The organism is Rheinheimera soli (assembly GCF_031457405.1).
Classification (GTDB): domain Bacteria; phylum Pseudomonadota; class Gammaproteobacteria; order Enterobacterales; family Alteromonadaceae; genus Pararheinheimera; species Pararheinheimera soli_A.
This window is the reverse complement of the sequence record NZ_JAVDWR010000001.1, coordinates 864862-890778: the sequence shown is the minus strand read 5'-3', so window position 1 is coordinate 890778 and position 25917 is coordinate 864862. Positions and strand designations below refer to the sequence as shown.

The 25917-nt window shown below is 45.8% G+C and carries 22 protein-coding genes; 13 read left to right on the top strand and 9 right to left on the bottom strand.

Translation table 11 applies throughout. The features are described 5' to 3' along the window. Nucleotides 1-160: 160 nt before the first annotated feature. The 3 genes from J2W69_RS04005 to J2W69_RS03995 form a co-directional block, all read right to left on the bottom strand. Nucleotides 161-1078 carry a histone deacetylase family protein gene (locus J2W69_RS04005; RefSeq protein WP_310274778.1) on the bottom strand — a complete coding sequence of 306 codons (918 nt, stop codon included), beginning with the start codon at nt 1076-1078 and terminating at the stop codon, nt 161-163. Then, on the bottom strand, nt 1079-2932 hold the full coding sequence (locus J2W69_RS04000; protein WP_310274776.1) for a GNAT family N-acetyltransferase: 1854 nt from the start codon (nt 2930-2932) through the stop codon (nt 1079-1081). Between the two features lie 73 nt (nt 2933-3005). Continuing rightward, the gene (locus J2W69_RS03995) at nt 3006-4451 is read right to left on the bottom strand and encodes an aminotransferase-like domain-containing protein (RefSeq protein ID WP_310274774.1); all 1446 of its coding nucleotides are present in this window, start codon (nt 4449-4451) and stop codon (nt 3006-3008) included. Nucleotides 4452-4573: 122 nt separating this feature from the next. Between J2W69_RS03995 and J2W69_RS03990 the strand changes: the two genes are divergently transcribed. From J2W69_RS03990 to J2W69_RS03965, 6 genes are all read left to right on the top strand, one after another. Continuing rightward, on the top strand, nt 4574-5482 hold the full coding sequence (locus J2W69_RS03990) for a DMT family transporter (protein WP_310274772.1): 909 nt from the start codon (nt 4574-4576) through the stop codon (nt 5480-5482). Between the two features lie 157 nt (nt 5483-5639). Further along, on the top strand, nt 5640-7253 hold the full coding sequence (locus J2W69_RS03985; protein ID WP_310274770.1) for an ABC-F family ATPase: 1614 nt from the start codon (nt 5640-5642) through the stop codon (nt 7251-7253). A 77-nt stretch (nt 7254-7330) separates the two neighbouring features. After that, nucleotides 7331-8065, top strand: a complete 735-nt coding sequence (locus tag J2W69_RS03980) for a response regulator transcription factor (protein ID WP_310274768.1) — start codon at nt 7331-7333, stop codon at nt 8063-8065. Nucleotides 8066-8202: 137 nt separating this feature from the next. After that, entirely contained in the window at nt 8203-8799 is a 597-nt protein-coding gene (gene tyrS / locus J2W69_RS03975; protein ID WP_310274766.1) for a tyrosine--tRNA ligase, read from the top strand. A 26-nt stretch (nt 8800-8825) separates the two neighbouring features. Next, nucleotides 8826-9485, top strand: a complete 660-nt coding sequence (gene tyrS, locus J2W69_RS03970; RefSeq protein WP_310274764.1) for a tyrosine--tRNA ligase — start codon at nt 8826-8828, stop codon at nt 9483-9485. A 161-nt stretch (nt 9486-9646) separates the two neighbouring features. Then, a complete protein-coding gene (locus J2W69_RS03965; protein ID WP_008899029.1) occupies nt 9647-10114 on the top strand; it encodes a Dps family protein in 468 nt (155 codons plus the stop codon). A gap of 159 nt (nt 10115-10273) precedes the next feature. Here the strand turns inward: J2W69_RS03965 and J2W69_RS03960 are convergent, their stop codons facing one another. Next, the gene (locus tag J2W69_RS03960; RefSeq protein ID WP_310274762.1) at nt 10274-11185 is read right to left on the bottom strand and encodes a LysR family transcriptional regulator; all 912 of its coding nucleotides are present in this window, start codon (nt 11183-11185) and stop codon (nt 10274-10276) included. Nucleotides 11186-11299: 114 nt separating this feature from the next. On the opposite strand from J2W69_RS03960, the gene J2W69_RS03955 reads away from it, so the two are divergent. Together J2W69_RS03955 and htpX are read left to right on the top strand one after the other, a co-directional pair. Next, nucleotides 11300-12418 (top strand): alpha/beta hydrolase, encoded by a 1119-nt coding sequence (locus J2W69_RS03955; RefSeq protein WP_310274759.1) that lies wholly within the window; start codon nt 11300-11302, stop codon nt 12416-12418. Nucleotides 12419-12837: 419 nt separating this feature from the next. Next, complete coding sequence (gene htpX / locus J2W69_RS03950; protein ID WP_008899027.1) at nt 12838-13722, top strand: protease HtpX; 885 nt, start codon at nt 12838-12840, stop codon at nt 13720-13722. Between the two features lie 71 nt (nt 13723-13793). On the opposite strand, the gene J2W69_RS03945 is transcribed toward htpX, so the two are convergent. Next, nucleotides 13794-16100, bottom strand: a complete 2307-nt coding sequence (locus J2W69_RS03945) for a methyl-accepting chemotaxis protein (protein WP_310274757.1) — start codon at nt 16098-16100, stop codon at nt 13794-13796. A gap of 205 nt (nt 16101-16305) precedes the next feature. On the opposite strand from J2W69_RS03945, the gene J2W69_RS03940 reads away from it, so the two are divergent. Further along, nucleotides 16306-17169, top strand: a complete 864-nt coding sequence (locus J2W69_RS03940; RefSeq protein ID WP_310274755.1) for an MBL fold metallo-hydrolase — start codon at nt 16306-16308, stop codon at nt 17167-17169. Between the two features lie 14 nt (nt 17170-17183). Then, nucleotides 17184-17741, top strand: coding sequence for a dienelactone hydrolase family protein (locus J2W69_RS03935; protein WP_310274753.1), 558 nt, complete (start codon nt 17184-17186; stop codon nt 17739-17741). A 19-nt stretch (nt 17742-17760) separates the two neighbouring features. Here the strand turns inward: J2W69_RS03935 and J2W69_RS03930 are convergent, their stop codons facing one another. From J2W69_RS03930 to J2W69_RS03915, 4 genes are all read right to left on the bottom strand, one after another. Further along, nucleotides 17761-18564: a DUF1338 domain-containing protein gene (locus J2W69_RS03930; protein WP_310274751.1), complete on the bottom strand. Its 804-nt coding sequence runs from the start codon at nt 18562-18564 to the stop codon at nt 17761-17763. A gap of 84 nt (nt 18565-18648) precedes the next feature. Continuing rightward, complete coding sequence (astD, locus tag J2W69_RS03925; protein ID WP_310274749.1) at nt 18649-20145, bottom strand: succinylglutamate-semialdehyde dehydrogenase; 1497 nt, start codon at nt 20143-20145, stop codon at nt 18649-18651. Then, the gene (astA, locus tag J2W69_RS03920) at nt 20142-21173 is read right to left on the bottom strand and encodes an arginine N-succinyltransferase (protein WP_310274747.1); all 1032 of its coding nucleotides are present in this window, start codon (nt 21171-21173) and stop codon (nt 20142-20144) included. The genes astD and astA overlap by 4 nt, the downstream gene beginning before the upstream one ends. A gap of 69 nt (nt 21174-21242) precedes the next feature. Continuing rightward, on the bottom strand, nt 21243-22448 hold the full coding sequence (locus J2W69_RS03915; RefSeq protein WP_310274746.1) for an aspartate aminotransferase family protein: 1206 nt from the start codon (nt 22446-22448) through the stop codon (nt 21243-21245). Nucleotides 22449-22603: 155 nt separating this feature from the next. Here J2W69_RS03915 and J2W69_RS03910 point away from each other — a divergent pair, with 155 nt between their 5' ends. The 3 genes from J2W69_RS03910 (at nt 22604) to J2W69_RS03900 (ending at nt 25582) form a co-directional block, all read left to right on the top strand. Continuing rightward, complete coding sequence (locus J2W69_RS03910; protein ID WP_310274744.1) at nt 22604-23032, top strand: Lrp/AsnC family transcriptional regulator; 429 nt, start codon at nt 22604-22606, stop codon at nt 23030-23032. Nucleotides 23033-23177: 145 nt separating this feature from the next. Next, entirely contained in the window at nt 23178-24866 is a 1689-nt protein-coding gene (locus tag J2W69_RS03905; protein ID WP_310274742.1) for an NAD-dependent malic enzyme, read from the top strand. A 137-nt stretch (nt 24867-25003) separates the two neighbouring features. After that, on the top strand, nt 25004-25582 hold the full coding sequence (locus J2W69_RS03900) for a hypothetical protein (RefSeq protein WP_310274741.1): 579 nt from the start codon (nt 25004-25006) through the stop codon (nt 25580-25582). Nucleotides 25583-25917: the final 335 nt, after the last annotated feature.

The window sequence follows — 25917 nt, the reverse complement described above, 5'->3', positions numbered from 1 at the left end:
TGTATAAGGATTTGCTGTAGGGACGGGTCTTGCACCCGGCCGTTTCAAGATATCGCGGTACATATGGAAGGGCCGGGACAAGCCACGGCCCTTCCATCCCGGGCGCCTCAAATTATGATCCAAACCTGAAAAGGTTTATTCTTGCTCGTCGGGCTGAAACTTATAACTGGCCTTTGAGATAACTCACCACACTTCGCGCCAGCGGGCTATGTTCATAACCTCCTTCCAGCATCGATACCAGACGGCCTTCAGAATAACGATCCGCCAGCTGTTTTAGTTGCTGGCCCAACCATAAATAATCCAGCTCTGTTAGTTTCATCTGGCCCATATCATCTTCGATATGAGCATCAAAACCGGCCGAAACCAATATCAGCTCAGGCTGAAATTCGTGCATCAGCGGTAGCCATTCATCGGTAAAACGTTGTTGATACAAAGCACCGCTGGTGCCTGCAGCTAACGGCATTTTGACAATAGAGGGTGAATGACTGATGGGGTCTGTGTATGGATAAAATGGATGCTGAAAAGACGAGAAAAACTTTACTCTGGGATCCAATTGGAAAATATCTTCAGTGCCATTGCCGTGATGCACATCAAAATCCACAATCAGTACACGCTGCAACCCATACTGCTGCATGGCATAAGCAGCGGCTATGGCGATATTATTAAAGATACAAAAACCTTTGGCGGCTTTGTATTCAGCGTGATGACCAGGCGGGCGTATTAAACAAAAAGCCTGAGTATCCTGGTGTTGCATCACACAATCCACCGCATTAATGCCGGAACCTGCTGAATACAAAGCAGCGTTTAGCGATTTAGCATTGGCCTGAGTATCGTCATCCAGCCAGATATGGCCCGTATCAGGTATTACATCAAATACATGGTCCACATAAAGTGGGCAATGCGCTAAACACAGCTGCTCGCGACTGGCGGGGCTGGCATCACGTTGCTGCACTACAAATTCAAGACCCGAACTTAACAGTTGATCCTGCACTGCATGAATACGGGATGCGGCTTCCGGATGATCATGCCCTATATCGTAGGACAAACAGCGACCATGACTGAATATCACTAAACTCATTTACTGCTTCTCTGGTTCAGCCGCTTTTAACAGCAGCTCTAAATACACTTCATCCGGATCACCACTGGCGATGCGTTTAAATCCGGCCTTTTCAAACACCTTTTGCATTGGTTTATTATCGGCACGCACATAAGCCAGCATACGATTGAGTTCGCGCATACGGGCAATTTTGATCATTTCTTCCAGCAAACGTTTGGCCATACCTTTGCCATGTTGCCGCTCGCGGGTGACAAAAGCCACTTCAGCGCTGTTGTCGTTATCGTTCAGGTAATAACGGCCTACAGCCTGAATCTCCATCACTGAGCCGCGTTGTCTGACAATACAAAGCGCTAAATCGCGGGACTGATCCACACTGACCAAAGTGCAGGATTTTTCTCTGCTCATTTGTTTAGGATGATGGTTGTAGCGCAGCAGCAGGGTTTCTTTGGTATGGGAGTAAAAAAACTCCTGCAAACGGCGCTCATCTGCCGGGTTTAATGCCCGCAGGTCATATTGCTCGCCTGCAATGGTTAAGGTTTTTACACCCACTTTGCCAAGTTCAACCACATCTTTAGGGTAATCTTTTTGATAATGCGGCACCCAGTAGCGGGTTCGCACTTCATCCAGCAGCTGTCTACGAAATTTAGGATGAGCAACCCGAATAAGCTCCAGCGCCCGTTCACGAATACTTTTGCCGCGTAAGGATGCGACACCAAACTCGGTCACTACATAATGCACATGGCCGCGGGACGTGACTACACCGCCGCCTTCAGTGATGGTGGCGACTATACGGGATACAGTGCCGTTTTTAGCAGTTGAGGGCAGGGCAATAATAGGTTTGCCGCCTTTACTCATCGAAGCGCCACGGCTGAAATCCACCTGGCCACCAATACCGCTGTAAAATTTATGACCTATGGAATCTGATACCACCTGGCCGGTTAAATCCACTTCTATGGCGCTGTTAATCGCAATCATGGCATCGTTACGGGCAATATTAGTGGGGGAATTGACGTATTCGCTTGGGTAAAACTCAACATGAGGATTGCCATCAACAAAATCGTACAAGCTTTTGCTGCCCATACAAAAACTGGTGACGGTTTTTCCAGGGTGAAAGGTTTTTCTTCTGTTGTTAATCACGCCTGTGGTGATGAGCTCCATCACACCGTCGGAGATCACTTCAGAGTGCACGCCTAAATCTTTGTGATTGCCCAAATAACGTAAAACAGCCTCCGGAATTTTGCCTATGCCCAGCTGCAAGGTTGCGCCGTCTTCAATCAACATCGACACATACTGACCAATACGTTCTGTGACTTCATCCAGCACTGGCGGTGGTAATTCAGGAAGCTCTTCTTCCTGCTCAATAAAAGCGTGGATTTGGCTTTGATGAATAAAGGTATAGCCATTGGTGCGGGGCATTTTGGGGTTGATTTGGGCTATGACTTTTTTCGCTGAACGCACAGCTGCTGATACAGCATCAACCGACACCCCTAAGGAGCAATAGCCAAAGGCATCAGGTGGGCTTAGCATCACTAAAGCAGCATCTAAAGGCAGAATTTCTTCTTTAAAAAGCGCAGGTACTTCAGATAAAAAACAAGGGGTATAGTCGGCGCGGCCTCCAGCTACAGCGTCCCGCACCTTATCACCTGCAATAAACAAGGCATTGATTTTAAATAAATCGCTGTAACGTTGTTCTGCCCAGTAATTGTCCGCCAGCACCATCAGTTGCACCAGCTCTATATCATGCAGGTTTTTACTGCGCGCCATTAAATCGGCCAGCAAAGCCTGAGGCGCTGCGGCATGCGAGCCAATAAAAATACGATTACCGGATTGCAACAAGGCACTCCAGTCCAGCGATTTATCTGATGTTTTGGCCATACCGCATCCTTTTTCTGTAGCTTGTCAGAGTAAAGCTGTTTTGTCAGTGCGACTTAAGTAGATAATCTGCTTTTTACTTTGTCATTACTTTGAGCAAGCGCAATTCATCTTCCAATATCTGCCAAAATTGTTCATCCAGACACTGCGCCACATTGAGTCTGGTGTAGTTATCAGCATCGGGCAGGGTGCTAAACTGCGAACCAGGTGCCAATACGACCTGACGTTGTTGCAAACGTTCAGACAATACGCTGCTGCTGACCCCTTCAGGTAACTTTACCCAACATAAAAAACCGGCCGAAGGTTCTGCCCATAACTGGCAATCCAGTTGCTTGAGTTTTGCAAATACCAGGTTACGGGCCTGCTGCAGTCGCCGCTTAAGCTGCTCGATATGACGACGATACCCGCCACCTGTTAATAACAGGTAGACCAAACGCTCCATGGTGTTGGAAGTTGAAATACCACTAATAAGTTTTAGATCGGTCAGGGCCGCAATAGTGACAGGATTGGCCGCAATAAAACCTACCCGCAGATCTGCCGACAGCGTTTTGGACATACTGCCTAAGTAAATGGTTTCAAAGCCATTTTGTGATTGAAAACCAGACATCGAAGCGTAACGCGATACCGGCTGGCTTTCAAAATCAGCATAAATGTCGTCTTCAATCAGCAAACACTGATGCTGCTGTAACAGCTGTAATACCGCAAAAGCCCGTGCCGGATGGATACTTAAACACACAGGATTCGACAGCACCGAATTGGTTAAATAGGCTTTGGGTTGATACTGCTGCACCAGTTGCTGCATCACAGTTATATCCGGACCTTCTTTGGTGCGTGGCACGACCAATAACTGCACCTGATGCAAACGCAGCAAAGCAAAAAAGTTATAAAAACCCGGATCGTCCACCATCACCCAGTCGCCTGGTTTTAAATGCAAACGAAACACCAAATCAAGGGCATGAGAGGCGCTATAAGTCAGCATGATCTGCGCTGGCTCTGCCGCAATAGACAACTGCGCTAAACGCTGGCTTAGATGTTGACGCAACGGGAAATAACCCTGAGCCGGGCCATAATCGGTCAGGGACTGAGGCTGACGGGCTAAATCCCGCATCGCCTGGCGTATTTCCTGATCCGGTAACCAGTCCGGTGCTAACCAGCCTGCTGAAGCTTTGATCCAATGAGGCTCTCTTAATAGAGTTTGGCGCATCAAAGCGACATCCTGCTGCCTGTTGCTTTGGCTGGCGCTGGCTTCCAGTTGCTGTTGCTGCTCAGTTAACCGACTGACATAAACGCCACTACCTGGCTGAGAGCGGACAAAACCGGCAGCAGAGAGTTTTTCGTAGAGCTCAGAAACGGTAAATTTACTGATCTCTAAATGTGCCGCCAACAGCCGGATAGAAGGCAGACGAGCGCCCGCATTCCAGCGGCCGGACTGAATGGCTTGCTGTGCCTGCAGATACAACTGACTGCTGAAACTTTCTTTGCTGGCTTTATCCAGTTGCCACTGCGTCAATGCAATTGTCATGGAATTCCCACCTGTACAGTCCAGTAAAATTTAGCGCCAACTGTCCTGATTGTCATGGTTGATTGCTTTATATACTAACGGAAGTTGGCTGACTGTCCAGTCAGTTTTTGGGAGCATCTTTTATGTCCGTAGTTTCTGTGTCACCACAAAACCCAAATGCCTTGCCGTTTTGGCAAAAACCATTGGTGCAAGGCTTATGGTTTGGCAGCTTAGGCATGTTGATGTTCTCTGCCGGATTACCAGCAACCCGAATGGCAGTGCTGGATATGCCGCCGGTATTTGTTGGCGCGGGCAGGGCTTTAATAGCGGCACTACTGGCTTTGATATTGCTACTGATCACAAGGCAAAAGTTACCTACTGCAAAACAGTGGCAGGGTTTGGCCTTGGTCGCCTTGGGTTCGGTATTTGCATACCCGGTGTTATCTGCTTTGGCATTACAGCAGGTAGGAGCCAGTCACGGCATTCTGGTGACCAGTGTGATGCCACTTTTTACTGCCTTTTTTGGCGCTTATTTAACTAAACAATGGCCCCGACCGGGCTTTTGGCTTTTTGCACTGCTGGGGGCCACTTGTGTTGCGCTTTATGCGTTAAAGCACAGCGTTGGTCCTTTTCAGCTCGCTGATGGTTATCTGGTGTTAGCGAGTTTTTTATGCGGTTTTAGTTATGCCAAAGGGGCTATTTTATCTAAGGAACTCGGTAGTTGGCAGGTGATCTGCTGGGCGCTGGTGATGTCGATTCCGGTCTTGCTGCCCTGGGTTTGGGCTTATCAGCCGGATTATGCGGCGGTATCGCTGCAATCCTGGCTGGCGCTGGGTTATTTATCGGTCTTTACCATGTTTATCGGCTTTTTCTGCTGGTACAAAGGCTTATCTATAGGTGGCATAGCTAAAGTCAGTCAATTACAGTTGTTATCGCCTTTTAGCGGACTGGCTTTGTGTGCTTTGTTGCTGGGCGAACCTTTGCAATGGATCCACTGGATATTGGCTTTAGTGGTGGTTGCTTGTATAGCTTTAGGAAGACGTTTTGGCTAACTGCTACCAAGCGCTGGCAAATTTGTCATAAAACACAGAGATACTTTGAGTTTAGCGCCGAAAAAGCGTATAGTGGCGCGCTATTTTTGGGGCTGTGCTGATGGGCTAAAACTGTCAGCACAGCTTGTATATGACTCTTTGTTGGATCAAAAACACTGTGATTTCTACCGCAAATATTACGATGCAATTTGGCGCTAAGCCGCTTTTTGAAAATATCTCCGTTAAATTCGGCGACGGCAACCGCTATGGTTTGATTGGCGCCAACGGCTGCGGTAAATCAACCTTTATGAAGATCCTCAGCAAAGAGCTAGACCCAAGTGGTGGTAACATTTTTGTTGAACCTAACCACCGTGTGGCTAAGTTGCACCAGGATCAGTTTGCCTTTGAGCAATACAGTGTCATTGACACAGTGATCATGGGTCACGCTGAGCTGTGGAAAGTGAAAGAAGAACGTGACCGTATTTACTCTGATCCAAATATGAGCGAAGAAGACGGTATGCGTGTGGCCGATTTAGAAGTGGCTTTTGGCGAAATGGATGGCTACAGCGCTGAATCCCGTGCCGGTGAATTATTAATTGGTGTAGGTATTCCGGTTGAGCAGCATTTTGGCTTAATGTCTTCTATAGCTCCGGGCTGGAAACTGCGGGTGTTATTGGCACAGGTTTTATTTGCCGACCCGGAAATCATGTTATTGGACGAACCCACCAACAACTTAGATATCAATACCATCCGTTGGTTAGAAGAAGTGTTGGCTGAACGTAACAGCACCATGGTTATTATTTCGCACGACCGTCACTTCTTAAACAGCGTTTGTACTCATATGGCCGACTTAGACTACGGCGAATTGCGTGTTTACCCTGGTAACTACGACGAATACATGACGGCTGCTACTCAGGCGCGTGAGCGTTTGTTGTCTGACAACGCCAAGAAAAAAGCCCAAATTGCTGAGCTGCAAACTTTCGTCAGTCGTTTCTCTGCCAACGCTTCTAAAGCACGTCAGGCCACGTCTCGCGCTAAACAAATAGATAAAATTACCCTGTCTGAAGTAAAAGCCTCCAGCCGGGTGAACCCATTTATCCGTTTTGATCAGCAAAAGCAGCTGTACCGTTTAGCGTTAGAAGTGACTGAATTAAACAAGAGCTTTGATGATCTGCATGTACTGAAAAACCTCGACCTGACGATTGAAGTGGGTGAGAAGGTAGCTATCCTCGGTACCAACGGTATTGGTAAAACGACTTTCTTAAAATGTCTGGTCGGCGATTTAACCGCTGAAAAAGGCATAGTGAAATGGTCTGAAAACGTCAATATTGGTTATTACGCTCAGGACCATGAATACGAGTTTGAAGGCGCTCAAAAAGATATGACGCTGTTTAGCTGGATGAGCCAGTGGAAACAACCTTCAGATGATGAACAGGCTATCCGTGGTATTTTAGGTCGTTTATTGTTTTCACAAGATGACATCGCCAAGCCAACCCGCGTATTGTCAGGTGGTGAAAAAGGCCGGATGTTATTTGGTAAGCTGATGCTGCAACGGCCAAATATTCTGGTAATGGATGAACCTACCAACCACCTGGATATGGAATCTATTGAATCTTTGAACATGGCACTTGAAATGTACAAAGGCACACTGATTTTTGTCAGCCACGACCGTGAATTTGTATCTTCACTTGCGACCCGTATCGTTGAAATGACGGACAGCGGTGTACGTAACTTCGCTGGTACCTACGAAGATTATTTAGTGCAGCAAGCTGAACTGGCTGCTCGTTCGTAACAACAGCGCTAATGTTGTAAGCTAAGAAGCCGGTCTGAACACCGGCTTTTTTACTTTTGGCTGAGGGCTTATCCGTAATGACAGAATGGCAGACAGTGGCTGAACTGGTCAGCAGCATCCGGACCATGGATTTTAGCCAACGGCTGGCGGCTTTTCTTAAAACAGAGTTGCACTCTGACCATATGCTGTTACTGGGCTGCAGAGCAGATAAACATCCGATTTATTTGTACGACTGCATAGATACAAAACGTGAGTTTTTGTTTCATCACTATCTAATGGACTCCTACCTGCACGACCCTTTTTATCTGCATGCTCAGCAAGCGACTGAAGACGGGTTATGGCGTTTGCAGGATCTGTTTGATTCGGCTAAAGCCCGTAAAAGCTACCAGCAGCTGTTTACCGAAAAAACCGGTCTGTATGATGAGTTCTGCCTGAGCTTTAAGCTGGAACCAAGCCGCTGGATCCTGTTGTTTATCGGTTATCGCGAACCCAACCAGAGCCGTTATCAAGCCAGCTATAAAAAGTTGTTACAACTGCAAGGCCTGCTCAGTGCTTTCATTCGCCAGCACTGGGGCCAGGACAGCTTTGTCGTATCCAGCGCTTCGCCGGAAAAAACTGGCTTGCAGCATCAATTGAGCCAGGCCTTTTCCTGTTTGGGCCAGCAGCTGCTGACAGACAAAGAGCAGCAGATCGTCTGTTTATTGCTGCAAGGTTTTGATTCAGTGGATATAGCCCAGCTGCTGCACATTAGCGCTGGTACGGTCAAAAATCATCGCAAAAAATCTACGCTAAACTGCAAATTGGCTCATTAAGCGAGTTATTTCAGTTGTTTCTTACTCATCTGCTGGCCAGTTAAAATGCCTTTCTTATCCCTTTAGGGATATGCCTTTTTCTGCATCTGAACTTTAAGCTGCTGCTTTTCACTTTATCTTTAGAAAGAGAGTAGCCAATGACAACAGCAGCGGTGAGCAAACCTCAGTTAGTGGATGATTTGCTCGGGCGTGGTCTGATAGCCCAATGTTCAAATCCAGAATTTTTACGCGACTTTCTAAGCAGCAGACAAAGCCTCTACTGTGGTTTTGATCCCACAGCGGGCAGCTTGCATATAGGCCATTTGGTGCCATTGTTGATGCTAAAACGCTTTCAGGATGCAGGCCATCAAGTGATAGCTTTAATAGGCGGGGCTACAGGTTTTATTGGTGATCCAAGCTTTAAAGCGACGGAACGCAGTTTAAACGACACAAAAAGCATTCAAGCCTGGACTGAGCAGCTTGGTTGCCAGATCACGGAGTTGCTGCAACCCGTGTTGTCCGAACCGCTAAAGCTGGTTAATAATGCAGACTGGCTGGCAACATTAGATGTGATTAGTTTCTTCCGGGATGTGGGCAAACATTTTTCAGTCAATGCCATGATGCACAAAGAATCAGTACGCCAGCGACTGGAGCGGCCCGATCAGGGCATTTCTTTTACAGAGTTTAGTTACAGCCTGCTGCAGTCTTACGATTTTGCCATGTTAAACCAACGCTTTGGCTGTACTTTGCAATAGGTGGCAATGATCAGTGGGGCAATATAGTGGCAGGTATAGATCTGACCCGACGATTAAACCATGCCAAAGTGGAGGGCTTAACTTTACCTTTGATCACTAAAGCCGATGGCACTAAGTTTGGCAAAACTGAATCCGGCACCATCTGGCTGGATAAAACCAAAACCTCGCCTTTTAGCTTCTATCAGTTCTGGTTAAATACCGACGATAAAGATGTGTACAACCTGCTGCGTTATTACAGTTTTTTAAGTTGTGACGAGATAGCAGCTCTGGAGCAGACGGATCGCAACTTCGGCAGCAAACCTCAGGCTCAACGTATTCTGGCAGAGCAGGTGACATGTTTTGTGCATGGCGAAGCAGGGCTGCTCTCGGCAGAACGGATCACTAAAGCCTTGTTTACAGGACAACCGCAGCAACTGAGCCAGGCCGAATTACAGCAACTGGAACTGGATGCTTTACATTGCGTGGAGATAGAAGGGAGCCAGACACTTTCGGAGTTAGTGCTAAAAGCTGGCCTGGCTGCTTCCAAAAGCAAAGCCAGAGAATTACTAAGCTCCAAAGCCATAAGGCTTAATGGTGAAGTGATGCAACTAGACCTGAAGATGTCTGACATTCAGCCGCTGCATCATCAGTTCTGGTTATTGCAACGAGGGCACAAGCAGTTTTGTCTGGTGAAATCGTCAAAGTGATACAGCTGGTATGCAGATTAAAGGCTTAATTTCGCTCTGCATCCTTGTTTTCTCTTTATTCAATCCCATTGATCTATAACAGCTTAACCCTTTGTCTAATTGAGCGCGCCGCTTTATCTGTGTTAGGGTTACAGCGTAATTTCAGCAACACGGAGTTTCTTATGAAAATTAATATTGGTATTGAAGACGATGATCGTAAAGCCATAGCTCATGGTTTAGCGACTTTACTGGCTGATACGTACACTCTGTATCTGAAGACGCATAATTATCATTGGAACGTGACAGGCCCAATGTTCCAGACTCTGCATGTTTTATTTGAAACTCAGTACACTGAGCTGGCTTTGGCCGTTGATTTAATTGCTGAACGTATTCGTGCTTTAGGTGAGTTTGCACCAGGTTCTTACAAAGAGTTTGCCAAACTGACCAGCATTAAAGAAGCCGATGGTATTCCGAATGCTCAGGAGATGATTAAAGATCTGGTGAAAGGCCAGGAAGCCTTAGCCAAAACAGCACGTTCTATAGTGCCGGTTGCCGATAAAGCTTCAGACGAACCTACGCTGGACTTGTTAACCCAGCGTATGCAGGTGCATGAGAAAAATGCCTGGATGCTCAGAAGCCTGTTAGGTTAAATAACAAAGATTTTTTAGTTATATCAAAGCCTGTCAGGTTTATTCCTGACAGGCTTTTTATTTGCACACCGCATTACTCCAGGTCAAGACTGGCACGCCAAAGGGAAGGAATAGTAGGGCAGAACAAGATGAACCTGAGTGGCGATAATTTACTTACAGTTAACACTGCAACTGTTTTATAGTTTTTCTTACCAATTCAAGAAAACTATGTAATAGGGCGGATTTATTTTTTCCGGAGTAAACGACCGACACCCCCATGGACAATGCTTCTTTTTCATAATGTAGCTCACGGAACACAACACCCTGTCGTTTTATTTTTTGCAGTGAGGCTGACATAATCGCGATCCCTTTGCCTTCAGCAATGGCTCCAAGCAACATATGGTGATCGGCGGGCTCTTCAATTAACTCAAATGTAAAATCATTTTCGCGAAAGAACGAGTAACAATAATCGTAGTATCCGGGGTTTAAGCGCCTGTCAAACCAAAACATAGCTTCACCACAGAGGTCCTGAAAGTATATTTTTGGTTTACGTACTAAGCGGTGTGTCGCAGGGAGTGCAACAATTAATGGCTGTTCGAAAACGATTTCTGACTTCAGATTTTTTATATCTGTATGCTGAGTGATAAATGCAACATCCATTACACCATTCGTAATATCCTGGATCAGCCGGATGGAATGTTTTCCAACTGAGCTTATTTGACATTGCAAATAGATCTCCCGCAGTTGATCCAGCACATCTGGAATCTCAGATCGATCAAACACTGTTGTGTAACCGACGACAAACTTCCCATCATCGCGGCCCCGTAGTTCCTGAGCCGTTGCAACCGCTTTTTCTGCCTGCGTTAAGGTACGACGAACTTCAGGCAAGAATGCAGTACCTGCGGCGGTAAGTGTTACACCTGAACTACCACGCACAAATAAATCAATACCAAGCTGCTCTTCCAACTGTTTGATTTGGCGTGTTAAAGGTGGTTGGGATATGTTCAAACGTTTAGCCGCCCGCCCGAAATTTAACTCTTCGGCGAGAGCAATAAAATAACGAAATTGCCGTAAATCTATGGATACATTCATACCGAAAAGGTATCACACAAAAGGTATTAGACACTATAAAAAGAATCAATTAATTTCAGTCTGGCAATCTGGTTCCAAGGATTAACAAAGACTAAAGCTACTAGGACTTTTCAGATGAAAATCACTGATTATGCAAAACGCTTGATACCTGTTTTTTTTATAACTGCACTGACAATTTTTACGGTAAGTGATGTTTCAGCCAACGGAGCTTCAACAACCAATACGACCGTCGAAGCTCAGGTATCTTCTTATCAACGTGTCTTTATTGATGCTCTTTCTCTTAGTAACAACATCATCAGTGAACCGACATTGCGCGATATTTTGGTTTATCTGCCAACAGCTTATTTCACGTCTGAAGCTCGCCTGCCGGTTATTTATTTTCTGCCTGGATTTGGCGCCAACTCGATTGGTGACGTTAAAGTGAAAACGGATTTTGATCAGAGCTTTACTAAGCTCCAACCGAGCATCGTAGTGATTATTCCCGGAACGACACGCTTTGGCGGCGGCTTTTTTGTTGATTCAGCTGTTACAGGAAAGTGGAGCGAGTTTGTGGTTAAAGATGTCGTTAACTACATAGATGCTAATTATCGTACCTTAGCAAAACGTCAGTCCCGAGGTATCGCAGGTCATTCTATGGGAGGGTTTGGAGCACTCGATTTGGCAATGCGACATTCAGACGTATTTGGTTCTGTGTTTGCAATGGCGCCGGGATTGGTCAGCAATAAAGGTATTACCGACACTCAGATGTTTGATTCTGACGCACACATCAAACAATTTATTACTTCAACAGCACCGGTCAAAAACAGCACAGCAAAAGAGGCTTTAATCAGCCTGCTCAATCATCCGAATAAATTTGATATCGCTTATGGTATGGCGTTTGCGCCAATGGATAAACCACCTTACTTTGAATATCCATATCGCTTACAAGGTAATACCTTAGTTCGCGACGATGCAATACTGGCCAAATGGAATTCAGGTTTTGGCGCTGTGCAAAGCGAGATTTCCGAATTTAAAACGCAGCTAAAATCATTAAATGGCATTGGCCTCGACTGCGGGCGCAACGATGAGTTTCAATGGATTGTAAGGGGATGTGATTATTACAGCAGCGAACTAAAAGCTGCTGGTATTGAGCATATTTACACAACACATGAGGGGTTTCATATGAAAAACCTTCGGGAACGAACTCTGGACTTTATGCTGCCATTTTTTTCACATAGGTTGGAAACCAAATAAAGGGGAATGGAGTTTTAAATTTTGGTACCTACTCAATTATTGATCGAACAAATTGTTTAGTCCGCTTCTCTCTCACTATTCGATTTAGATGGACCATGGCTATGGCCTATGGTCCGTTTAAGTCGGATCCTGTGGTGCGGTTGTTTTACACTGGCCCTCCAAGCCATTAATATCAGTTATAAACTGTGAATTTGTTAGCTATATTCGATTTTACCTTACTACCTTGTCCGGCTTATTATCTCAGCGTTCCCTGAATAACCCCGCAAAGAGCCGAAATGCTGATGTTGGGGTGGGCAGAACCAATACGTACTTGTTGTGGTCATTAATCCGCCCTTTGCCTCTGTTACAGCAATGAAACAGGGGCTTTTTTAGCAACAGGCGTTTTGAACTTAGCAGTTTTCCGAATTACAGAGGTTGTTATGAAACGTATAGTGCTATTTTTAATCACGAACTTAGCTGTGATGTTAGTGCTGAGTATCGTTTTGAGTATTGTGTTTAAAGTTTTTGGTATAGATAACCGCAGCATGGGTGGTTTATTGATATTTGCTGCTGTGTTTGGTTTTGGTGGCTCCTTTATTTCTTTGGCTATGTCCAAGTGGATGGCAAAACGTTCGACAGGTGCTGTGGTGATCACAACGCCGTCGAATGCAACTGAGCATTGGCTGGTTAGCACTGTGCAGCGTCAGGCAAAACAAGCTGGCATTGGTATGCCTGAAGTGGCGATTTACGACTCACCGGAAATTAATGCTTTTGCCACAGGCATGAGCCGTAATAATGCACTGGTGGCTGTCAGCACAGGTTTATTGCATGCGATGACACAGCAGGAAGCCGAAGCTGTGTTGGCGCACGAAGTATCACACGTCGCCAACGGTGATATGGTGACCCTGACTCTGATCCAGGGTGTAGTGAATACCTTTGTTATTTTCTTTGCCCGGGTGGTTGCCGGAATTATTGATAACTTTTTCCGCTCCAATGACGAAGAAGAAAGTCAGGGTGGCGGTATCAGCTATATGATCACTGTGTTTGTGCTGGAAATGATCTTTGGTGTGCTCGCAAGTATTATTGTGATGTGGTTTTCCCGTCAGCGTGAATACAAAGCCGATGCTGGTGCAGCCCGTTTAGTGGGGGCTGAAAACATGGTCGCTGCGTTGCAACGCTTAAAAGGTAACAATGAAAGCCAGTTACAAGGTTCAATGACGGCTTTTGGTCTGGCCACTAAAGCTGCGCCTTCAGAGCTTTTTATGAGCCATCCGCCGCTGGATAAACGTATTCATGCGCTGCAAAGCCGCTCCTTTGAAGGCTAATTACAGCTGAGTATAAATAGGAAAATGTGAAAAGCCCCTGCATGTGCCGGGGCTTTTTGTATCGGGACCAGTTAAACCCGAAAGGCTCTGGCGTTACTTAATAACTCAGTCGCCAGTTTTTCCTGCTCTTTTGCCGTCATGTTTAATTCAGCCATCGCTTGTTCGGTATGAGCTGCTAAACCTTGTACAGCTGTCAGTTCATCACGCATCTGCTGATTGTGCTGATATTGCTGCTCACTGGCCTGGGCTATCTTGGTTGTCTCAGTGCTAACCTCTGCAATCAGCTGCTTAATATCTCCTAAAGCTTGCAAGGCCTGCTCCGAGCCTGTGACACAAAGCTCAGCACTTTGTCGCTCTTTGGCTAAATCCAAAGCAGTTTCATCCACTGTGCTCATTAAGCGATCCAGCATTTGCTGAATTTCCATAGTTGCCTGGCGGGTGCTGCCTGATAAACGCCTTACTTCATCTGCTACAACCGCAAAACCGCGGCCATGTTCGCCAGCTCTGGCGGCTTCAATGGCCGCATTGAGCGCCAAAAGGTTAGTTTGTTCTGAAATACCTTTGATGGTATCAAGCACAGTGACTATATCAGTGGCGGCAGAGCGTAAATGATCCATGCTCTGACTGGATGAACTGACTTGCTCGGCCAGATGACGCATTGAACTGGCGACCTGATCTACCGCCTGATAACCAGAGTCAGCCTGTTGGTTGGCATGATTCGCCTGACTGGCTGAACGACGTAACTGATCCGCTGAATGTTGCAGTTGCTGATCCAGGCTTTGAGATTGCTGCAGCAAATGACTGATAGCCGCGCCTTGTTGCATAGCTGAACTTTTACATTCCAGACTAATTTGCAGGTTTTGAGTGGCAGCTGAAGCGCTTTGCTCAGAAGTGCTGGACAGTTTTGCCACCAGGGATCGAAAAGCTCCAAAGAGTTTATTCAAAGCAGCACCAATATCCGCCAACTCATCTTCAGACTGCAAATCAAAGCGCACTGTCAGATCATGGGACTGGGCAGATGCTTCGATACGTTGATGTAATGCCAGCATGGGTCTGGCAAAACGTCGCGCTAAGATATAAACCAGCAACACCACCAGTATTCCAAGCAACAGCACTGAGAGCAGGGTACTTAAAACCAGGTTGGTTCTGATCGTGCTGACAGCCGCCATACTCTCTGATAAGTCTTGCTGCACAATAAGCGCATACTGCTGCTGACCTATCTGCAGAGGACGCCAGCTTATCAATGAATCTACACCCCGGTAATCTTCAGCTTCAGCGACACCGGATTGGCCGGCCAGCGCTGCTTTCACTTGTGGCAAGTCTAATTTGGTATGGCCACCTAAACCATAAGGACCGGCTTTCAACTCAGGATATTGTGCTGTAAAGCGGCTTTTATCCGTCAGATAAGGCCTTAATTCGGTCACCAGTTTCTGGTCCTGATCAACCAGATACAAATCACCGGTTTCGCCTAAACCTAAATCCTGCCACTTTTGATTTCCGGTCATCAAATCTGTGAAACGACTGACCGGATACTGAGCTATTAAAAATCCAATTGGAGTGTCGGCGCTATTGGGATGAAACACAGGCACACCAAAAAACAACACTTGTTGCTGAAAAGCGCCGGTAAAGGCTGTGATGGCAGAGATCTGTAAACCTGCTTTAGGTTTTTGCTTTAAGTTTTTAACTAAGTTTGCCAGTTGGCTGTCAGCAAAAGCTCCGTTTTGCAAATTGCTGGCAAAAACCGGCCCTTTATTGACGTTATACAAGACGTCCAGACTGTTGGCATCGACCAGCATTAAATCCTGAAAGCCGTAACGGTCGACTATTTCTTTAAAACTGCTGTGGTATTTTTTATGCTGCTGGCCATAGACAGAACCGTCACTGCGATCCTCCAGCAACTGCTGTTTACCCAAAGGCTGTGGGTTTTCTGCAACATAAAATTTTTGCAGTAATAAAGTTTCAAATTTGGATTTTTCCAGCCATGCACTGGTATTGACCGACAAGCCTTGAGTTTGCGCCTGAAAGTAGGGCTGGTATTTCGTGTTGTACCAGTCTGCCATCTGTTGTTTTAATCCATCCAGATTAGGGGCTGACACTTCATAACGGTAGGACACAAAAGGATTTTTAAAACTGTAAATAGCTTCTTGTGTCAGGCGGTTGTGCGCCAGTGCATTGAGTAATTGCTGCTGGCTATCGAGCTGGGTAAGCAGCATGGTATGTCTGCTTGCTGCCAGGGCCTGAAATTGTTGCTCTGCACTTTGCTGCACTGCATCTGAACTGTCTTTTAAGGCTAATAAACCGCTGGTGCTGGCGGACAAAATCACAGCCATGACCGTCAGGACACCGGCTCCGAGGGTTAATTTTCTGGCGATATTCATACGACTTCTATCTCCGCTAAGTTTCAGGCACAGGCAGAGTAGAGAAGGGGGATTGCAAAATTATGACAAAACCTTGATTGGATGTGTAGATGGCTATTTAGTGCTCGTCAAACAAATTTAAAGGAATAATCTTATATCTTTATGGAATAAATAAGCTTTGCTAAGATAAGCCAAATTCTGGCCAGTCCATATAGAGTAGTGACCTATGCAACAGCCTGTTGTCCATGCTTTTTTTGAGCCTCAAAGCTTTACCTACAGTTATTTGGTTTGGGATCCTTTAAGCAAAGAAGCTGCGGTTATCGATCCGGTATTAGAGTTTGATGCAGCGTCGGGTAGCACCAGCACGAGCTTCGCACAGCGAATCATCACTAAGGTGAAAGCACATAACCTGACGGTGCAATGGCTGCTGGAAACTCATGTGCATGCCGATCACTTATCTGCTGCGCCTTTTCTGAAACAACAGCTGGGGGGCCGTATTGCCATAGGCTCACGCATTACCGAAGTGCAGCAACTGTTTGGCCAGGTGTTTAACCTCAACGATCTAAAAACAGACGGTTCAGCTTTTGACAAACTATTTGCCGATGGGGAAGACTTTATGTTGGGAACCCTAAACTGCTCTGTAATCCATACTCCAGGTCATACGCCTGCTTGTGTCAGTTATTGCATAGGCGATACGGTGTTTGTCGGTGATACCTTGTTTATGCCGGACTATGGTTCAGCCCGCTGCGATTTCCCTGGAGGCGATGCAGCCACTTTGTATCACTCAGTGCAAAAGTTGTATCAATTGCCGGATCAAACCCGAATGTTTTTATGCCACGACTACAAAGCTCCAGGCCGGGAAGAGTTTGTCTGTGAGACCACAGTAGCAGCACAAAAACAGAAAAATATTCATTTAAAACAAGGAGTCAGTGTACAGAGTTTTGTCAGTATGCGAACCAGCAGAGACAAAACCCTTGGCATGCCAAAGCTTATTTTGCCTTCGGTACAGGTGAATGTGCGGGCAGGGCAGTTTCCTGCGGCAGAAGACAATGGCACTGTGTATTTAAAACTTCCGGTGAATTTGTTTTGAGAAGGACAAACAGCATGCGACTGGTGATAGTGACTGATATTTTTGGTGCCCAGCCTGAAGTGCTTTTGCAGTTTGACCAGCTAGGTTCGGATTATCTTTGTGTGCAGCCTTATGATCATCAACCTCCTGTGTTCGCTGATGATCAAGAGGCCTATCAGTATTTTCTGGATCATTGCGGCATAGAGGCATACCGCAACGCAGTGGGCGAGGTGCTCAAAGCACAGACAGAGCCGGTATTTTTAGTGGGTTTTAGCGCCGGAGCTGCTGCATGCTGGGCTAGTCTTGCGCTTGAACATCTGACAGTCAAAGCTTGTGTTGGATTTTATGGCGGGCAAATCCGTCAGATGACTCATCTTCAGCCTCTGTATCCAACGGAGCTGATATTTTCTGAAGAAACGCATTTTTCTGTGTTGGAACTGATGGATGCTTTGAAACATAAAACGAATGTAAAGCAAAGCCTTGCGCCTTATCCTCATGGTTTTATGAATGTTTTGTCTCAAGGTTATCAGGTTGAAGCAGCACAGCAGTATTGGAAAAAAATAAAGGCCGGATATTTATCCAGCCTTTATTAGTCAGAATGACCAGAGCCTATTAACGAACGTTAGTACTTTCAAAAATTTTATCCGCAGAAGCTGCAACAAAACCACCGTACAACTGGCCATTGGCCATAGGGTAACGACGGGCAAATTCGTAAAAACAACTTGGGATATTACGGGTGCCATCCGTAAACTGAACCGGTGCTTCGTCTGCTAAAGTTGAAGACTGTTCCAGCAAGACTTCTGGCGTGCCTTTGATTTCGCCACCAGAGGTGTTTAACGGGAAGCCTGCATCTTTTAAAGCCTGATTCACTGACTCTAAGGTTTCATAGTTGTTCAGTGCATTGACGCTGACGGTGAAGTGGTTAGCACGGTAACCCCAGACGGACATCCAGGCGGCATATTCACTTTCTGCCAATAACGTTTCATAGCTTTGCTGATCAATAGTCCAGTGACGGCCTGAGTACAGGAAATTATCTGCGGTCACTGCGGCTTCCGGGATTTGATCAACCAGTTTGCGCACAATGCTTTGCAGCTCTTCAGAGCATTTTTCTAGCAGTAGCTCGGAAATAAACACTTTTGGCAAGGTTGGATCTGTGTGCTCAAAGTGTTTGGCATACAGTTTTTTTGCTTCAAAGTGGTATTCGCCACCTTCGGTATAACCTAAAGCCAACAGGTGAGCCGCCAGCTTTTCAAGGCTTACTTTTTCGATATTAAAAGTACGAAGTGCGATGTGATCGTTGATCACATCATCCTGTTGCGATGAGCCTAAAATGGCGTGAATTTTTTTCGCAGAAGGAGTCACTTCCAGGTAATTTGCCCAGAGTTGGTTAAACAGTTCTTTCACATCAGTATGCATAACGGGTCCTGCTCTGTTGATTATGGTGTTTACGCCGGCAAGTGTAGCTACTTTACCGGCTTATTGTTTTGATCTGGTTCAGCTTTACAGCACTAAACCCGGACTTAAAGTGGCCGGCAATATCACCTGTTCAGCTTCAACTGATGAGACAGGGTAAGCACAATAGTCAGCTGCATAATAAGCACTGGCTCTGTGGTTACCACTGGCGCCTATACCACCAAAAGGTGCTGCGCTGGATGCGCCGGTAATAGGTTTGTTCCAGTTGACTATGCCTGCACGAATGCGCTGGAAAAACAGCTGATAATCTTCAGCTGAATCAGCCAGTAAGCCTGCAGATAAACCATATTTGCTGTTATTCGCTTCAGTAATAGCCTGTTCAAAATCATCGTAACGATAGACTTTTAACAGTGGACCAAAATGCTCTTCATCAGGAATACCCACAATATCTGTCACATCCAGAATACCAGGAGTTGCATAAGCGCCATGGGCTTCAGGTAAAGTGAGCTCAACCAGAACCTTAGCACCCATAGCAACCAGCTGTTGCTGAGCTTTAGCCATGCCTTCTGCTGCTTTGGCAGAAATCATAGCGCCGTAAAAAGGTTGCTCTGTGGCAAAAGGGTCGGCGACCCGAATGTTTTTTGTTGCTGCAACCAGTTCAGACAAAATGGCGTCACCATTGGCTGTATTTGGCACAAACAAACGGCGGGCACAGGTGCAGCGCTGACCTGAACTGATAAAAGCCGACTGAATGATGTCATGCACTGCAGCTTTTACATTGGCCACATCTTTGATAATCAACGGGTTATTACCACCCATTTCCAGCGCCAGAATTTTCCCCGGCTGACCTGCAAATTGCTGATGCAAATAATGACCTGTACCGGAGCTACCGGTGAAAAACAAACCATCCAACTGAGGATGAGCGGCCAAAGCTTTGCCCGTTGCCACTTCACCTTGTAATAAAGTCAGTACGCCTGCAGGTAAACCCGCTTGTTGCCATAACTGCACTGTGTATTCAGCTACTTTTGGCGTCAATTCTGATGGCTTAAACACCACAACGTTACCAGCAATGAGAGCAGGGACTATATGACCATTAGGCAAATGACCAGGAAAGTTATAAGGACCAAATACCGCAACTACACCATGAGGCTTATGGCGGATAAAAGCCTTAGCGCCTGGCATAGGGTTTTCCACTGTGCCGGTACGCTCTTCGTGGGCGCGTTTGGATATCGCAATTTTGCCAATCATAGCTGCGACTTCAGTACGGCTTTCCCATAAGGCTTTACCAGTTTCTTCGGCGATGGTGCGAGCCATGGTTTCAGTATTTTCCTGCAACAGGGCCGCAAATTTTTCGATCACAACCAGACGTTGTACCAGTGAAAGTGTCGACCAGCCATAAAATGCCTGACGTGCTGCTTTCAGAGCCTGATGCACCTGAGCTTCATCTGCGCCATTACCTTGCCAAATCACTTGGCCTGTAGCCGGATTTACAGACTGAAAAGCAAGGCCAAAACCTGCTTGCCATTGGCCTTCGATAAACTGCACTGCAGCTTTTGCAGGTGCTTTTGTATTCACTTCAATCATTTCACTGCCTTTTCTAAGGAGAGGTAACGCACAAAATCACCATTGGCAACCATCAGCGCTTCAGCAAGCTCTGGACTAATCACCAGTTCGTGGTTGTCATTCAGTAGCGCATTTTTGCTGAACACAGCACGGAAATTAGCGGTGTGAGTGTTACAAATAGCGAGAGTTGCATTACCTTCAACAGGCGCAACCAGTACTTTAATTTTATGGCTGTTACGCACAGATTTAATTTGTTTCAATTGGCATTCAACCGTTGGTCCACCGTCGAATAAATCGACATAACCGCGGTGGAAAAAACCTTCGTTTTCCAGTAGTGCCAAAGCAGGTTTGGTGTTTTCATGCACTTCACCTATGACTTGCTGCGCAGATTCCGGCAGTAAGCTGACGTAAATAGGGTGGCGTGGCATCAAATCGGCGATAAAACCTTTGTTGCCGACACCAATCATGTAGTCAGCCGTAGGGAAGTCGATGCTGAAAAAATAGGACTGCAGCCATTTCCAGAATGGTGGCAGGCCAGAATCGTCGGCCACACCACGCATTTCGGCAATCACCATTTTCGAAAAGCGTTTGGGGTGTTCAGCCATAAACAAAAAACGTACTTTGGATAAAAAGCGGCCGTTTAAACCCTGACGGTAAGGCTCACGTAAAAATAAAGTACAAATTTCAGAGACTCCAGTGTAGTCATTACACATGGTCAGCACTTCGACTTGTTTAAATACATCCAGCTCTTTGGAGTGGTGCACTACTGTGCTTTTATGGAAATGGTACAAGGGGTTTTCCAGGCCAACCGAGGCTTCAATGCCTGAAGTGCCTACAATTTCCCCTGTGCTGGTATCTTCCAGCACAAATACATACCCCTGATCGCCCATAGTCTCAACGGCTGTTGCAAAGCTTTGCTCAGAACGGGCAATTTTGGCCTGCAGTTTTTGCTCATTGACCGGCAAAGAGGTAAAACCAGCACCTGATTCAACGGCAATTTGCATCAGGACAGGGTAATCCGATTGTCGGATAGGACGGATCAACAACATAAATTCAGTATTCCTGCGTTGTAGCTGCTTAATAAGATAAGGGAGCTCAACGAACTCCCTTCAATGGCTTTAGGCCTGGACCATCTTGGCGACAGCTTTTTCAAAACGTTTTAAACCTTCGGCAATGTCCGCTTCCGGAATAACCAAAGACGGAGTCATACGAAGAACGCTGTAACCCGCCACTAACATCATTAAACCTTCGTCGGCAGCAGCCAGCATAAAGTCACGGGCTTTGCCCTGGTATTTTTCGTTTAGTGCAGCACCAATCAGCAGGCCTTGACCACGAATTTCACTGAATACATCGTATTTAGCGTTAATTGCATTTAAACCGTCGCGGAATAACTGCTCGCGGTGTTTCACACCATTTAATACTTCAGGCGTATTCACTGTATCAAAAGCAGCGATACCTACAGCACAGGCCAGCGGATTACCGCCATAAGTAGAGCCATGGGTACCCACTACTAAGTGCTTAGCGATAGCTGTGGTTGTCAGCATAGCACCTATAGGGAAACCGCCACCTAATGCCTTGGCTGTAGTCAGAATGTCAGGCACGACGCCCAAGCCCATATAGGCATATAACTCACCAGTACGGCCGACACCAGATTGCACTTCATCAAATATCATCAGCGCATTGTGCTTTTTACATAAAGCAGCCACACCCTGGATAAATTCCGCAGTTGGAGTGATGATCCCGCCTTCACCTTGCAATGGCTCTAGCATCACAGCACAGGTATTGTCGGAAATAAGTGCTTCTAAGCTTGCCAGGTTGTTGTATTCAGCATGCACTATATCGGCAGGTTTTGGACCAAAACCGTCTGAATAGGCAGGCTGGCCGCCCACTGTGACAGTAAAAAACGTACGGCCGTGGAAACCTTGTTTAAAGGCGATGATTTGAGTTTTGTGATCACCAAATTCATTTTTCGCAAAGCGACGCGCCAGCTTTAAGGCTGCTTCGTTGGCTTCTGCACCTGAGTTAGCAAAATAGACTTTTTCAGCGAAGGTAGCGTTCACCAGCTTTTGCGCCAGAATAAGGGCTGGCTCGTTGGTCATCACATTCGATAAGTGCCATAACTTATCGGCCTGATCTTTTAATGCGCTGACTAAAGCAGGGTGGCAGTGGCCTAAACAGTTCACCGCTATACCGCCTGCAAAGTCGATAAACTCACGACCTGTCTGATCCCAGACTTTTGAACCTAAACCTTTGACCGGGATCACCGCTGACGGTGCGTAGTTAGGAACCATAACTTCATCGAATAAGGATCTGCTGACTTGCATTGTTGTTCTGCCTTTATACTTTTTGTGGATCACCCGGAAACACAGGGTAACTTAAGGAATTTCATTTATTATATTGGCCAGACCTACCAATATGCAGTAGCATTATTAACAATATTACAGTTAATTCTGGCATTTTGATAAGGTGGTTGAGCAAAGTGATAAGTTTGGACGACGAAAAGTTACTGGGTATGTTACGTCGTAACGCCAGAGCCAGTATTTCTGATTTAGCCAGAGCACTGAATGTGTCCCGCAGTACAGTGCAAAACCGCTTACAAAGGTTAGAACAAAGCGGGGTGGTCAAAGGTTATGTACTGGAATATGGCAGTGCGTTTTTAAGCCAGTTGGTCTCAGCTCATGTCGCTATTAAAGTGCGGCAAAAACTGACGACAAAAACCAATATAGAGTTAAAACAAATCAGTCAGATTTCCGAGTTATATGCCATCAGCGGAGAATATGACTTAATAGCTGTAGTACAAGCTCAAACTACTGAGCAATTGAGTCATATTTTGGATGAAATCGGCAATCTGGATGGAGTAGAGCGTACCAACTCTTCGGTGATTTTGGAGACTAAATTCAAAAGATAAGACTGAAAATGGCGTATTTCAGGTCTGACCAGCGTGAAATGATCGTCATTTAACAACACTTTACCTGAAGTGAGGTTGCTGCCTCAGTCAGACCTGTTATGATCGGCAGCAATTTGAGCCAGCAGGCTAATTTTGAGAGATCCCCATGAGTACAAAACAACCTCTTTATACCTCCTACGCAGGTCCGGCTTTATTAGAAACTCCATTGTTGAATAAAGGCAGCGCCTTTACTAAAGAAGAACGTATTGCCTTTAACCTGATTGGTTTATTGCCTCCACGTTACGAAACTATTGAGCAGCAACTGGCTCGTGCTTATATGCAATATTCAAGCTTTGCTGAGCCGATCAACAAGCATATTTATCTGCGCGCCATTCACGATAAAAACGAAACTTTGTTTTATCGTCTGGTGAAAGAGCATCTGGAAGAAATGATCCCGGTGATTTATACGCCAACAGTAGGGGATGCCTGTGAGCGTTTCTCTGCTATCTATCGCAGCGCCCGTGGTATTTTTGTCTCCTACAGCGAACGTGAGCATATGGACGACATACTGCGTAGCGTCACCAAGAAAAAAGTCAAAGTAATAGTAGTGACAGACGGCGAACGTGTGCTGGGCTTAGGCGACCAGGGCGTTGGTGGTATGGGCATTTCCATAGGGAAGTTGTCTTTATATACAGCCTGCGGTGGTATTAGCCCAGCTTATACCTTACCTGTGATGCTGGACGTAGGTACTAACAACGAAAAACTGCTGAATGACCCGGTTTATATGGGTTCTAAACATAAACGTATTACCGGCGAAGAATATGACGCCTTTATTGATCAGTTTATGAAAGCAGTAAAACGCCGTTGGCCAGAAGCTTTAGTTCAGTTTGAAGACTTCGCTCAGCCAAACGCCATGCCTATCCTAAAACGTTACCGCGACGAATATTGCTGCTTTAACGATGATATTCAGGGCACTGCAGCTGTCACAGTTGGGTCTTTATTGGCGGCCTGTCGCAGTAAAGGCATGAAACTCTCGTCACAACGAGTGGTTTTTGTCGGCGCAGGCTCTGCCGGTTGTGGTATTGCCGAACAAATCATCAGCCAAATGAAAACCGAAGGTTTGGATGATGCGACTGCGCGCAAACAAGTTTATATGGTTGACCGTTTTGGTTTGTTAACCGAAGGCATGGCGGATTTACGTGATTTCCAGCAAGCTCTGATGCAGAAAAAATCAGATTTGGCAGACTGGGTATACAGTGGCGAATACGCTTCTTTACTGGATGTGATGAACTGCGCTAAACCGGATATCTTAATTGGTGTTTCTGGCCAGCCAGGCTTGTTCACTGAGCAAGTGATCACGGCAATGAAGAAACACTGTGAATTGCCGATTATTTTCCCGTTAAGTAACCCGTCGAAACAAGTGGAAGCCACACCTGAGCAAGTGATCAAGTGGACAGATGGTAAAGTGATTATCGCCACCGGCAGTCCGTTTAAGCCAGTGACTCACAAAGGCCAGACTTACCATATTGCGCAGTGTAATAACTCGTACATTTTCCCTGGCATTGGTTTAGGTGTAGTTGCTGTGAAAGCCAGCCGCATCAGCGATGATATGTTACGTATCGCCAGCGAAACTTTAGCTGCTGCGTCGCCATTAGCCAATACAGGGCAGGGTTCTTTACTGCCGGCTTTGTCTGAATTGTCTGAGCTGAGCAAAAAAATCGCATTTGAAGTGGCTAAAATTGCACAAAAGCAAGGCCTGGCACTGGAGATCAGTGACGATGAATTACTGCAAAAAATTGAACGCAATTTCTGGAAACCAGAATACCGCCAATACAAGCGAGTCAGTGGTAACTAAGTTTTCAGCTCAAAAGCTTTAAATAAAAAGTTGGTTTAATCAGTGAGTTAGCTATTAAACCAACTTTTTTGTTTTTCCTGTCCAACTATTTTTAATGCTGCTCCGACTTAGTCATAAGAGAACCACTGGAGCCTGTCATGAAATATCAAAAAACCTTTACCTGCACATTGTTATCTGTTGCTATTGCAATCACTGTTGGCTGTACAGCTCAGGCTGAAACCGATACGACAAACCTTACTGCTGCACCTCAACAAATTGCCTTTATTAAAAACTGCAAAGTGATACAGCAACGTGCTATGACCACAGATGAATTCGCTGCTTACCAACGCTTAGAAGCTGTTGAGCAACAAATGCAAGAGTTGCATTTACCTTTGAAAGCCTTTGAGCTTGAAATGGAGCAACACAGCGAACGTATGGCTGAGCTTGCAGATCTTGTCCATCAGGAAGATGAACACAGTATTCGTATAGACAAAGTCAAAATGGCTGAGCAGCAAAAACTAGCCGGAGAAATTCACGAAGTGACCAAAGGCTACAAGCCACATTTTGCGGCTCTAGAACAAAAAGGTGATGAAATCAGCGATATAGCCGATGATTTTACTGAGGTGCTGAAGAAGTCAGCGCCAGCCGGTGGCTTTGATCATATCCAGGTGATGTCGGATTCTGACAAAACAACTGAATGTTACGATGACGGTATTAAACTAATTTCACGGAATTAATCTTCATCTTGATCAGGAAACCATAGACGTTGATGTGTATGGTTTTCCTGTTTAGCTTAGGCATGTGTTCTAATTAACGAGTTTAACGCTGCAAATAGAGGTTTATATCGAAAGTAATAACAGATAAGCAGCAGAACAACAGTCATGTGAAAATCTGATATCTGATTGATAAGTATAGATATTTTCCCTTTGCCTTCAATATGCATAGTGGCACATAATGATTATTATGTTAAATTGGATGTTATGGTTGAATGATCAACCTTAACTCGCCACCCTAATTCCTATGTTCAAACAGTATTAACGCCTTATGCCTGATTAAACTCATTTATCCGGCA

Coding starts and splice junctions, on each gene's coding strand:
- J2W69_RS04005 (WP_310274778.1), bottom strand. CDS start 1,078: ATGAGTTTAGTGATATTCAGTCATGGTCGCTGTTTGTCCTACGATATA.
- J2W69_RS04000 (WP_310274776.1), bottom strand. CDS start 2,932: ATGGCCAAAACATCAGATAAATCGCTGGACTGGAGTGCCTTGTTGCAA.
- J2W69_RS03995 (WP_310274774.1), bottom strand. CDS start 4,451: ATGACAATTGCATTGACGCAGTGGCAACTGGATAAAGCCAGCAAAGAA.
- J2W69_RS03990 (WP_310274772.1), top strand. CDS start 4,574: ATGTCCGTAGTTTCTGTGTCACCACAAAACCCAAATGCCTTGCCGTTT.
- J2W69_RS03980 (WP_310274768.1), top strand. CDS start 7,331: ATGACAGAATGGCAGACAGTGGCTGAACTGGTCAGCAGCATCCGGACC.
- tyrS (WP_310274766.1), top strand. CDS start 8,203: ATGACAACAGCAGCGGTGAGCAAACCTCAGTTAGTGGATGATTTGCTC.
- J2W69_RS03965 (WP_008899029.1), top strand. CDS start 9,647: ATGAAAATTAATATTGGTATTGAAGACGATGATCGTAAAGCCATAGCT.
- J2W69_RS03960 (WP_310274762.1), bottom strand. CDS start 11,185: ATGAATGTATCCATAGATTTACGGCAATTTCGTTATTTTATTGCTCTC.
- J2W69_RS03955 (WP_310274759.1), top strand. CDS start 11,300: ATGAAAATCACTGATTATGCAAAACGCTTGATACCTGTTTTTTTTATA.
- htpX (WP_008899027.1), top strand. CDS start 12,838: ATGAAACGTATAGTGCTATTTTTAATCACGAACTTAGCTGTGATGTTA.
- J2W69_RS03945 (WP_310274757.1), bottom strand. CDS start 16,100: ATGAATATCGCCAGAAAATTAACCCTCGGAGCCGGTGTCCTGACGGTC.
- J2W69_RS03940 (WP_310274755.1), top strand. CDS start 16,306: ATGCAACAGCCTGTTGTCCATGCTTTTTTTGAGCCTCAAAGCTTTACC.
- J2W69_RS03935 (WP_310274753.1), top strand. CDS start 17,184: ATGCGACTGGTGATAGTGACTGATATTTTTGGTGCCCAGCCTGAAGTG.
- J2W69_RS03930 (WP_310274751.1), bottom strand. CDS start 18,564: ATGCATACTGATGTGAAAGAACTGTTTAACCAACTCTGGGCAAATTAC.
- astD (WP_310274749.1), bottom strand. CDS start 20,145: ATGATTGAAGTGAATACAAAAGCACCTGCAAAAGCTGCAGTGCAGTTT.
- astA (WP_310274747.1), bottom strand. CDS start 21,173: ATGTTGTTGATCCGTCCTATCCGACAATCGGATTACCCTGTCCTGATG.
- J2W69_RS03915 (WP_310274746.1), bottom strand. CDS start 22,448: ATGCAAGTCAGCAGATCCTTATTCGATGAAGTTATGGTTCCTAACTAC.
- J2W69_RS03905 (WP_310274742.1), top strand. CDS start 23,178: ATGAGTACAAAACAACCTCTTTATACCTCCTACGCAGGTCCGGCTTTA.
- J2W69_RS03900 (WP_310274741.1), top strand. CDS start 25,004: ATGAAATATCAAAAAACCTTTACCTGCACATTGTTATCTGTTGCTATT.